The organism is Cytophagales bacterium (assembly GCA_019456305.1).
Classification (GTDB): Bacteria; Bacteroidota; Bacteroidia; order Cytophagales; family VRUD01; genus VRUD01.
On sequence record VRUD01000044.1, the window covers coordinates 23714 to 35580 of the forward strand.

Consider the following 11867-nt stretch of genomic DNA (forward strand, 5'->3'; position numbering starts at 1 on the left):
CTAAGGTTAATAAGAATGCAAGATACAACTACCACCAAACAAACCCCCTTAATGAAGCAATACAATGCCATCAAGGCAAAGTACCCTGGCGCCTTGCTGCTTTTCAGGATGGGGGATTTTTATGAGACTTTTGGTGAAGATGCCGTCAAAGCGAGCAAGATACTTGATATCGTTCTTACAAAAAGATCAAACGGGGCTGCATCCAAAATAGAACTGGCAGGATTTCCTCATCATGCTTTGGATAACTACCTGCCTAAACTTGTAAGGGCAGGACAGCGCGTTGCTATCTGCGATCAATTGGAAGACCCAAAGATGGCAAAAGGCATCGTAAAACGCGGGGTTACTGAGCTGGTTACCCCGGGCGTTTCACTCAATGATAATGTACTTGACGTCAAGCAAAACAATTACCTGGCAGCAATTTATTTCGGAGAAAAATATTCCGGCATTTCATTTTTAGATATTTCAACAGGTGAATTTTTAACATCACAGGGTGACGATACCTATATTGATAAGCTCCTGCAAAGCTTAAAGCCCGCAGAAGTTCTTTATAACAAATCTCAAAGGAAAATTTTCCAGCAGAAATATGCTGATAAATACCATACCTGGCAGTTGGATGAATGGGTCTTTCAACATGACTATGGATATGAAAAGCTTATAGATCATTTTGGCACCAAATCGCTGAAGGGATTTGGTATTGAGAAACTTGAAGCGGGGATCATATCTGCAGGAGCCATTTTGCATTACCTTTCTGAAACCGAACATCATAATATAAAGCATATTGCAAGCATTGCCAGGATTGAAGAAGAACGTTATGTCTGGCTCGACAAGTTTTCTATAAGAAATCTGGAGCTTCTTTATTCCATGGTCGAAGGAGGCGTACCGCTTATAGATATTTTAGACCAGACCGTAACCCCTATGGGCGCCAGGTTAATGAAAAAGTGGATCGTGCTGCCTTTAAAGGAAAAAGCTGCAATAGAGGAGCGCCTGAAAACCGTGGAATCCTTTGTTAAAAATAAGCGATTACAAGAAGAAGTATACCTTGATCTGAAGCAGATCGGAGATATTGAACGGTTGATCTCTAAAGTGGCCGTTAACAGGGTTAATCCCCGTGAAATGGTGCATCTGAAAAAAGCCTTGGACCACATCCTGCCCGTAAAAAATATTTTAACAAAAAGTAAAATCCCACATCTGAAAAAACTTGCCGGCCGGCTTAATTCCTGTGACTTTTTGCGTAAAAAGATCGGGAATGAATTAAAAGAGGAAGCCCCCCTTCTCACCAACCAGGGAAATATATTCAAGGATGGGGTTAATAAAGAGTTGGATGAGCTAAGGAAGTTAACTTATTCCGGAAAAGAAACCCTGGTCCAAATACAGGAAAGAGAGCGTAAACGTACAGCAATACCATCACTGAAAATAGCTTATACTAAAGTGTTTGGCTATTACCTGGAAGTAAGCAACACACATAAATCCAAAGTCCCTACGGATTGGATCAGAAAACAGACGCTGGTAAACGCTGAAAGATACATTACCGAAGAATTGAAGGAATATGAGGAGAAAATATTAAATGCCGAAGAAAAGTTCATAGAGATTGAGCAGCGTCTTTTTGATGAACTGGTGGTAAGTGCACAGGATTATGTAACGCAAATACAGCAAGTTGCCAGGACGCTTGCAATTATTGATTGCCTCCTATCCTTTGCAAAAATTGCGGTCAAAAACAATTATATCAAACCTCAAATAATAGAAGCCCCCCTAAATCTCTCCCGAGTACTCGGGATTGATATTAAAAACGGCAGGCATCCCGTAATAGAGCAGCAGCTCCCCCTTGGTGAAAGCTATGTACCCAATGATCTGTATCTCGACAATGATACGCAGCAAATTTTAATTATTACCGGGCCAAACATGGCAGGCAAATCCGCATTGCTGCGTCAAACAGCTTTGATCGTCTTGATGGCCCAGATGGGGTCGTTTGTCCCTGCCGATTCTGCCAAAATCAGCATCGTTGATAAAGTGTTTACCCGTGTAGGCGCTTCTGATAATCTTTCGGTGGGGGAATCAACCTTTATGATCGAGATGATTGAGACCGCAAGTATTCTTAATAACCTCAGTGACAGAAGCCTTATCTTAATGGATGAAATAGGCAGAGGCACCAGCACTTATGACGGTATTTCTATTGCCTGGTCTATTGTAGAATTTCTTCACAATCATTCCAAATACAGGGCAAAAACACTTTTTGCTACACACTATCATGAGCTAAATCAACTGACAGATGATTTTTCAAGGATAAAGAATTATAGTATTTCCGTAAAAGAAGCCGGCAATAAAGTGATCTTTTTAAGGAAATTGGTAGAAGGAGGCAGCGAACATAGCTTTGGAATACATGTAGCTCAAATGGCAGGAATACCAACAGGTATAGTCTTACGGGCCAATGAGATCATGCATCACCTTGAAAAAGATAAGATCAGCGAAGATACTGAAGGCCCGTCCCGACAAAGTCGGGACGAAGTTACGAACCCTAACCTCCGGAAGAAGACCGGAGAAAAGCTGCAAGGTGTTCCCAAAGAGAACTATCAGCTACGTTTGTTTGATGCCAAAGATCCCCGCTATGACAAGATAAAAGAACTTTTTGGGAAGCTTGATGTCAATGCTATTGCTCCGATTGAAGCGTTATTAAAATTAAATGAGATAAAGCTGATAATAGAAGATAAGAATGAGCATGGCGCATAGCGCATAGAGCAAGGGGGCATAGCGCTGAAAACGTTTCAGTGCTTTATGCAGGCGGGGAAATACGAGTACGTCTTTGTCCCCCGCTACAAAGCTAATACGAAGATACAAAGTTTCAAATACGCTATGTCCCCCCGCCTGCATTAAAGCACTTGTTAGCAGCATACCGTTCTTTTTGTCTGTCGTTAAGTTGTTAATTCAATTTCAAACTGTCTGCCGTTAAGTTGTCCAGAAATTTTTGTCGCTGTCTGCTCGTGAATAGAAAGTTGTCCGTAGTCAAACTCTTTATGATGATTTGGACAAAGCACAATTAAATTTCCTAAAATACTTTGTCCAAGTTTTGCAACAGATTTGATGTGTGCAACCTCAATATAAAATCCTCCGTTTTTCTTTTTTATCTGGTGTCCGCAAGATGTGAATTGGCATTTGTAGTCCACAATCTTTTTTAAAGAATTGATAATTTTTGTGTCCTTACGAATTGTCGTTGAAACAAGTTTTTCAATTCTGTCTGGCGAAACATTTTGCATTTTCTGATTAAGTTCAGCAAGTTGTTTGTTAATTGAACTTTTGTCAGATGAAATGAAGTCGTCAAGAATATTGTTGTCCTCAATTACATTTCTGTCAAACCACTTTTGAGCAACATTACTGTCTATCCGAAGCCAGCCAAGTTGTGGAAACCTATATCCTTTGGGCTTTGGAATATCAATGCGTTCAATTACTTTCACTTTGTAACCAACAAAATAACCTTTGTCCGCTCTGTTGTCGTAGTAGCCACTTCCTCTTGAATTTTTGTAACGGGCAAAAACTTGTTTCTTGTCAGTGTAAGGATAACGGTCAACGGAAACAACTTCCGTTTTCCAAACAAGTCGCTGTGATTTTGTCTCCAACCAATATAAAGTGTCTCCATCAACTAATTCATAATAGGGAAATCTTTTTATCTTCCACATATTAAACCAGTCGGCTTTTTCCATTCCCTTTTTGTCTGTCGGAATGTCAACTTTGTAACCTCTGCTCGTGATAAATTCCATAGTGTCGGTGTCTGTTTACGGTTGCTGCTAACTATGCGCTCTGCGCCATGCGCTCTGCGCTATGCGCTATATATCTCTTTCAATCGTAAAAGTAACCAACTGCTCAAGGGATTGTTTGTAAACAGAATCATTAAAAGAATTTAAAATTTCCATCGCTTCTGAATGATAACTTTTCATCACTTTTGCAGCATATTCTATACCTCCTGAATTACGTACAAAGTTTATCACCTCTTCAACTTTGCGGGGTACTTCATTGTGATTTTTAACGATATTAATGATCTTTCTTTTTTGCAGCCATTTGGCATTACTTAAAGCATAAATAAGCGGCAATGTCAGCTTTCTTTCCTTAATGTCAATTCCCAGAGGCTTGCCTATTTGTCGGGTACCATAATCAAAAAGGTCGTCTTTAATTTGAAATGCGATTCCGACCTTTTCACCGAATAGCCGGGCTTTTTCAATAAGCTCTTTTTTAGCATCCACAGAACATGCACCCACTTCGCAGCATGAAGCAAACAAAGAAGCTGTTTTTTGCCTGATAATTTCAAAATATACCTGTTGTGATATATCCAGGTTTCGTGCCTTTTCCATTTGAAGCAATTCACCTTCACTCATCACTCTGACAGCATTAGAAACAATTCTCAACAATTCAAAATCTTTATTTTCTACCGAAAGTAACAAACCTCTTGACAGCAAATAATCTCCAACTAATACTGCTATTTTATTTTTCCACAGCGCATTGAGTGAAAAAAACCCTCTCCTGTAATAGGCGTCATCCACTACATCATCATGAACTAATGTTGCCGTATGTAATAATTCTATCAAAGCTGCGCCCCGATAAGTAGTATCATTTATTTCTCCACAGGCTTTAGCCATCAGAAAGACAAACATCGGGCGCAGTTGCTTGCCCTTGCGCCTAACGATATAGTTCATTATTTTATCCAGTAAAAGCACCTTACTCTTCATAGAATCACGAAAATGCTTTTCAAACATTTTCAGCTCCGAAGCAATGGGGGCCTGGATATTTTTGATCGAGATCCTTCCTCCTGCCTGCGCCCCCGAGTACTCGGGGGCAGGCAGGTTGTCAGGACGGAGTTTTTTATTTTTTATTTTTGAATTAGTCATTAGAATTTTTAAAACACAAACACAATATTACTATTATTTTACAGTATTTAAAAGTAAATTTGTAAATTCTATATGATAAAACTAATTGACAATATCATCCTTAACTCCAAACACGGTAAAAGGTTCGGGGCAGATGCAAGATACATCGAATCCCAGGAAAAAAAGCCCGTAATTATCTTTGTCCATGGTTTTAAAGGTTTTAAAGACTGGGGGCACTTTAACCTGATGGCAGATTATTTCGCTGAAAATGGGTTTGTTTATATAAAACTCAATCTGTCGCACAACGGAACTTCCATAGAAAACCCAATAGAGTTTGTTGACCCGGAAGCTTTTGGAACCAACAATTTTAGCATTGAGCTTGACGATGTAGGCGTATTAATAGATCATTTATTTGAAGATGATTGTGCTATTCCTAAAATTGAAATGGGTATAAATAAAATCTTTCTTACAGGGCACAGCAGGGGTGGAGGGCTTGTTATCCTAAAAGCCAACGAAGACCCAAGAGTGAAAGCTATTGCAACGCTGGCATCAGTCTCTACATTGGGAAGTTGGCCCGAAAGTACCGTTAAACAATGGAAAAAAGATGGCGTATATTACGTTTATAACAGCAGAACCGGCCAAAACATGCCTTTGTATTATCAATTGGCAGAGGATGTTCAGAAAAACAATAAAAGGTTAGACGTACCTGCTGCTGCAAATAATTTAAAACAACCCATGTTGATAATTCATGGAAGTAATGATGAATCTGTAACTGTAAATGCTGCTTACCAGTTAAAAAAAATAAACCACCCGGCAGAACTTTTTATTATTGAAGATGCAGGACATACTTTTGGAGGATGTCATCCGTATAATGAGAAAAAGTTGCCTGAACATAGTAAAATGGCGGTTGAAAGAATTAGTGAGTTCTTTAAATGTCAGAAAATAAGAACATAACTATGCAAAAAAAAAACTTTAATACTAAAATAAACATTAGAAACAAGAGGGCTTCTTTTGAGTATCATATTATTGATACCTATACGGCAGGAATAGTATTAACGGGTACAGAGATCAAAGCAATCAGGCAGAGCGAGGTGAATATAAGAGATGCTTATTGTATTTTCATGGACAAAGAATTGTGGGTAATAAAGATGCATATTGCCCAATATCTTGAAGGTTCATATAATAACCATGAACCAACCAGGAACAGAAAACTGTTGTTATCTAAGAAAGAGTTAAAAAAATTATTAACAAAATCGGAAGATAAAGGTTTAACCGTTATTCCGGTGCGATTATTTATCACTGACAGGGGATTTGCAAAATTAGAAATTGCCTTGGCAAAAGGTAAAAAGCTTTATGATAAACGCCAGGATATTCAAGTAAAGGATATGAAAAGGGAGATGGAGCGGGGAGATAGTAGACAGTAGACAATATGACAATAGACAATGACAATGACTATGACAAGGGGTGGTTATCATCGGATGACTCTCCAGGTTGTGCGTTTGGGTCATCCGATGAATTTGCTGGGAATAAGGGAATAAGGGAATATGGAAATGCAGTTGGTAGTTGGACAGTTGGCAGTCGGCAATGTGAGTCAATTTTACACTGCAAATCTGTGTAATCTGTGTTTTTAATCTGTGTAATCTGTGTTTTTAATGTACGGTATCTGTAAATTTTGTTTAGTTCAGGTTAGAAATAAACCTGACGAAAGGAGTGAATTGGTAACTCAACTATTATTTGGGGATGTATATGAAATTATAGAGGCAACCAATGACAAAAAATGGTACTGCATCAAAATCTCATACGACAATTATGTTGGATGGATTGATGCCAGCCTTCATTTTGAGATATATGAAGATTTTTATGACCAATACCTTACTACAGAACATCCTGTTAGTTACGATTTTTTTGTAGAGACGCCATTTGTAGAGACGCCATTAATGGCGTCTCTACAAATGGCGTCTCTACAAAAAAATTGGCTTGAGTGGGGAAAGGATAAAAGAGAAATATTTCAGGTATTAGCAGGCAGTACGCTCCCATTTTTTTCTCCCCGGGAAATACCGGGTAAAAAAATAAAGAAACAAGGCAGGATACAAAAAAAAATCCGGGAAAATTCTTCTGACTTTTTATCAGGCCCAATAAATGCATACGGAAGCGGAAAAACCGGGGATGAACCCTATGAATTTGAAGGAATGGTACTCCTTCCGGGGAAAAGAAAGGATATAAAATTTTTAATTTTTACTGCAATGGAATTTTATGGAGTTCCCTATCTATGGGGTGGTAAAACAGTATATGGTACAGATTGTTCTGGTTTTGTGCAACAAATTTTTAAAATTTGCGGCTATAAATTATATAGAGATGCATTTCAACAGGCAGAACAGGGACAGCTTGTTTCTTCTTTCGAAGATTGTAGAGCCGGTGACCTGGCATTTTTTGAAGATAATGAAGGAAAAATTTCTCATGTTGGCATTATTATGGAAGATAATAAGATCATTCATGCATCAGGCCAGGTTAAGATCAGTAAAATTGAAGCAAAAGGAATTTTCAATGAAGCAACTGGCGGATATTCAAACTTAAAAAAGATAAAACGTATTATTTAATAATGAAAAGTGTTCTCGTGTTCATGTATTCATGTGTTCACCAATTCGCTGTTCACAAGAACACTTGAACACGAGAACACATGAATACATGAACACGATATTCTAATGAACGGCAAGGTACTTATACTCAATCAGGATTTCAGAGCGCTTACAATTTGTAGTGTCCAACGGGCTTTTTTATTGAATTATTTAAAAAAATCAGAACTAATTAAAAACTTTGATAATCAATTCCTTCGAACCGTCACAAGATCTTACCCGGTGCCCTCGATCATTCGCCTTTACAGGTACGTAAACTTACCCTATAGAGGTGTGATGCTCAGCAGGCAGAATATATACAGGCGTGACGGACATAAATGCCAGTATTGCAGTTCCAGGTCAAATCTTACCCTTGACCACGTGATACCGATCTCTAAAGGTGGAAATTCAAGCTGGGAAAATCTTGTCACGGCCTGCAAAAAGTGTAATGCAAGAAAGGGAGATTTTACCCCCAATGAAAGCGGCATGAAACTGCTGCAGAAACCATATAAACCATCATATATTATGTTCTTAAAGGATTTTTCGGGGAAAATTGATGTGAGCTGGAAACCATATTTATGATGGAAAATGTGAAGTGGAAGATGTCGCCTCTAACGGGTGACCACCCGAAAACTGTCAAGGAAAAAGTAAAAAGTAAAAAGTAAAAAGTGAATTTATACTTTTTCCTTTTTCCTTGTAATAAAAGAATAGACAAAAAGAGGAAAAGTACGTCCTATTGTGAATAAAGGGCTGCATTAAGATAATATATTGCAAAAATTAATAACAATAGGGTCAACCAGCGCCCAGTAACCAGCATCCAGTAACTGATAATTTGATGCATGACGTTAATAATGATTACAATTTAAGTTGTTTTTTTTTAATTTAGATTTTTAGGTTTAATTTAATTCATTACCTTTGCGGTTCTATTTTTTAAATCTAAATGTAACCTTTGAAAAACTCAAAGAATAATCAGGTATGTTTTTCAAAGGTTTCTAAATCTGTTTTTTATGAGTAAAAATGATAAAAAAAAACAACCTGTTAAAGAAGACAAAATTGATCCTGTTGAAAACAAACGATCTACGGAGCCGGTAAAAGAAAACAAGAAAAGCTCCGGGGAAAAATTAAACAAAAAAAAACCAGTAGAAACAATATCCTCTGAAATAGAAAAACTTAAAAAGGATACAGCGTTTAATTGGGAAGAGTTAGAATCAACAGTATCAAAGGATTCTTCCGGCAGCTATTCAGAAAAAGAAAGAGAGAAGCTGGAAAAAATGTATGCCGGTACGCTGAATGAGATCAGCGAAAAAGAAGTAGTAAAAGGTACTATTGTAAGTGTAACAGACCGTAATGTGATCCTTTCCATTGGGTTTAAGTCAGACGGCCTGGTATCCATCTCAGAGTTTCGTGATATACCTGATATTAAATCGGGTGATGAGGTTGACATATTTATTGAGAATCAGGAAGATCAAAATGGCCAGTTGTTGCTCTCCAGGAATAAAGCCAAGATTGTTATGGGGTGGGACAAGATCAGGGATTGCCTGAAAAATGATAAGGTAATTGACGGGTTTGTAAAAAGGAGAACAAAAGGCGGGCTCATTATTGATATTTTTGCTATTGAAGCGTTTTTACCAGGCTCTCAGATTGATATTAAGCCAGTCAGGGATTACGATATTTATGTAAATAAAAAAATACAGGTGAAGATCATTAAGATCAATTATGCTAATGATAATGTGGTGGTTTCTCACAAAGTATTGGTAGAAAAAGATATCCAGGAGCAGAGGACTGTAATACTCAATAACCTGGAAAAAGGCCAGGTACTGGAAGGTACTGTCAAGAATATAACCAATTTTGGTGCGTTTATTGACCTTGGCGGTGTGGATGGTTTGTTACACGTTACTGATATTTCATGGGCAAGAATTAATCATCCGGAAGAAGTAGTAAAATTAGACCAGAAAATAAATGTTGTTGTTTTAGATTTTGACCAGGATAAAACGAGGATATCCCTTGGAATGAAGCAGCTTGAAGATGATCCCTGGGAGTCTATATCAAAAGATATGGAAGTGGGATCCAAGGTCAAAGGTAAGATAGTTAATATTGCTGATTACGGTATTTTCCTTGAAATCGTTCCGGGGGTGGAAGGGTTAATTCATGTATCTGAGATCTCATGGTCACTGTATACAAAAAATCCGAAAGATGATATGAAGGTGGGGGATGAATTGGAAGCTATGGTTTTGTCAATAGATAAAGAAGATAAAAAAATATCGCTCGGCCTTAAACAGCTTACCGAAGATCCATGGAAGAAACAGGACTTTTTAACAAAGTACGCAATTGAAACCAAACATAAAGGAGTAATCAGAAATTTAACAAACTTTGGCTTATTCGTAGAACTTGAAGATGGAATTGATGGAATGTTACACGTTTCTGATCTATCATGGACCAAAAAGATCAAGCATCCTTCTGAATTTGTTAAAGTTGGAGAAAAATTGGAGATAGTGGTTTTAGAGGTAGATGTAGAAAACAGAAAGCTTGCTTTGGGGCATAAACAACTTGAAGAAAATCCCTGGGATACATTTGAGACAGTGTTTGATGTTGGTTCGGTTCACCGTTGTACTATCATTTCTAAGGATGACAAAAGTGCAACATTAGAATTACCCTATGGAATTCGGGGAACTGCATTAAAAAAACATATCATTAAAGAAGACGGTAGTTTTGCCAGTGTTAGCGAAACACTGGATTTTAAGGTAATAGAATTTTCTAAAAAAGAAAAAAGAATATTACTCTCACACACTAAAGTACTTACTGAGAAAGAAGATGAGCAGTTAAAGAAAGAAACTAAAAAGAAGAAAACCGGCAAGAAGCCTAAAAAAGCCAAATCCAAAAAACCCATGTCAGCAACCTCCAAATTAGGAGAGATTGAAGCTTTGTCAGGCCTGCAGGAAAAACTGGGTGACACTACCCAAACTACGGTAGAGAAAAAGAAATCAACTGTTACAAAAACAACAACCAAAACAAAAGCAAAGACTAAAGAGGCTAAAGCAGAAGCTGATAAAACAAGTTCAAAAACTACAAAAAAGGCAAAGGAAGCTGCTAAAAAAAGTAAGCAGTAGGCAGTTGACAGTAGGCAATATTGCCTACTGTCAACTGCCTACTGCCAATTGCCAATTGCCAACTGCCTATTTCTTATTATAACCCCGGCACAGCCATTCTTTTTGTGGGTGGTTTTGCTTCATAGATAAGCGATAATTCAAGCGCGCCAATACCATCAACCTGGGTTAATTTACCAAATTGCCAGTCATAGCTTAATCCTACGGTAAAACCATTGATCTTTATCCCTGTAGTAGCGATCACTGAACCTGAGGACCTGAACCAGGCTCCCAGCAGCACTTCATTCTTAATTCCCTTACTTTCAGATAAAACATAGCCTGCTGAAGTCCCTACCAGTATGTCTTTTGCGGACTTCTGCAGCATGATCAGAAAACCGGGCATGAGGTTAATGGTTTCATTAATATCGATCTCAGCTCCTCCGTGAATAACAGGGCGCAATCCCAGCTGGTTGGTTCTGATACTGTCATTTGCCAAGTCCAGAAAAGTTTCTTGCGGGCTTGATAAATGAAAGGCTGATACGCCTGCATAAAATTTTAGCGTTTGAGTAGGTCTGTTTGTATAGTTTATTCCTGAATGAAAATCTCCATAGCCAATTGAGTTATTAAATGTTTCACCGGAGAGCATACCATCATTAAAACCAGCGGGCGTCCATTGATTGTCATACGTGTACTTCCCATAATCAACGCTTTTTTGTACAAACCCTCCGCCTATTCCAATTGACAAGTAACTATTTCCACTTATTCCCAACGATTTATGATAACTACCGGAGATCAGCACCTTGGTTGTAATTAAATATCCTCCGGCAACATCATTGATAAGCACAATTCCTCCGCCAGCCCAATCTTTACCCAACATATTTCTTAACAAGGGCGCGTCAAAAAAAACAGAGCTTGTTACAAAAGGATTAAAATCTTTTCCTATCCATTGATCCCTGAAATTCAGCCCGCCCCTGAACTGGCCTTCTATTGAACCGGTTAAGGCAGGGTTCAGCGAAAGAGGGGAAGCATAGAACTGGGAAAAATGAATGTCCTGACCTAAACAGTAGGTCCCGATAAACATCGGGAGCAGTAGGCAGTAGGCAATTATACTCAATATAGTGATTAATTTTTTCATATCCTAAATAGTGTGTTTACATGTTCAGGTGTTTAAGTAAACTCTCAAGAACACATAAGCATGTTTACATTTGAACCTATTTTGTTTAGTCGTCTGGCGACTTTGTCTTAAGGGCATCTCTAAAAACTACACCATACATTCCCCTCTATTAAGAGGGGCAAGGGGTGTGTTTTAAAAAATATGTAGT

The 11867-nt window shown here is 38.1% G+C and carries 10 protein-coding genes; 7 read left to right on the plus strand and 3 right to left on the minus strand.

Annotated elements, in window-relative coordinates:
* Positions 1-15 precede the first annotated feature (15 nt).
* Positions 16-2724 carry a DNA mismatch repair protein MutS gene (gene mutS, locus FVQ77_10515; protein ID MBW8050745.1) on the plus strand — a complete coding sequence of 903 codons (2709 nt, stop codon included), beginning with the start codon at positions 16-18 and terminating at the stop codon, positions 2722-2724.
* A 182-nt stretch (positions 2725-2906) separates the two neighbouring features.
* Here the strand turns inward: mutS and FVQ77_10520 are convergent, their stop codons facing one another.
* Together FVQ77_10520 and FVQ77_10525 are read right to left on the minus strand one after the other, a co-directional pair.
* On the minus strand, positions 2907-3749 hold the full coding sequence (locus tag FVQ77_10520; protein ID MBW8050746.1) for a hypothetical protein: 843 nt from the start codon (positions 3747-3749) through the stop codon (positions 2907-2909).
* 66 nt (positions 3750-3815) lie between these two features.
* Positions 3816-4871, minus strand: coding sequence for a polyprenyl synthetase family protein (locus tag FVQ77_10525; protein MBW8050747.1), 1056 nt, complete (start codon positions 4869-4871; stop codon positions 3816-3818).
* Between the two features lie 72 nt (positions 4872-4943).
* Between FVQ77_10525 and FVQ77_10530 the strand changes: the two genes are divergently transcribed.
* From FVQ77_10530 to FVQ77_10555, 6 genes are all read left to right on the plus strand, one after another.
* Positions 4944-5804, plus strand: coding sequence for a prolyl oligopeptidase family serine peptidase (locus FVQ77_10530; GenBank protein MBW8050748.1), 861 nt, complete (start codon positions 4944-4946; stop codon positions 5802-5804).
* Positions 5783-6274 carry an SsrA-binding protein SmpB gene (gene smpB, locus FVQ77_10535; GenBank protein ID MBW8050749.1) on the plus strand — a complete coding sequence of 164 codons (492 nt, stop codon included), beginning with the start codon at positions 5783-5785 and terminating at the stop codon, positions 6272-6274. The genes FVQ77_10530 and smpB overlap by 22 nt, the downstream gene beginning before the upstream one ends.
* 5 nt (positions 6275-6279) lie before the next feature.
* Positions 6280-6468, plus strand: a complete 189-nt coding sequence (locus FVQ77_10540) for a hypothetical protein (protein MBW8050750.1) — start codon at positions 6280-6282, stop codon at positions 6466-6468.
* Between the two features lie 34 nt (positions 6469-6502).
* Entirely contained in the window at positions 6503-7447 is a 945-nt protein-coding gene (locus tag FVQ77_10545) for an NlpC/P60 family protein (protein MBW8050751.1), read from the plus strand.
* 105 nt (positions 7448-7552) lie between these two features.
* Complete coding sequence (locus tag FVQ77_10550) at positions 7553-8044, plus strand: HNH endonuclease (GenBank protein MBW8050752.1); 492 nt, start codon at positions 7553-7555, stop codon at positions 8042-8044.
* Positions 8045-8469: 425 nt separating this feature from the next.
* Complete coding sequence (locus FVQ77_10555) at positions 8470-10569, plus strand: 30S ribosomal protein S1 (GenBank protein MBW8050753.1); 2100 nt, start codon at positions 8470-8472, stop codon at positions 10567-10569.
* A gap of 76 nt (positions 10570-10645) precedes the next feature.
* On the opposite strand, the gene FVQ77_10560 is transcribed toward FVQ77_10555, so the two are convergent.
* Entirely contained in the window at positions 10646-11680 is a 1035-nt protein-coding gene (locus tag FVQ77_10560; protein MBW8050754.1) for a type IX secretion system membrane protein PorP/SprF, read from the minus strand.
* Positions 11681-11867: the final 187 nt, after the last annotated feature.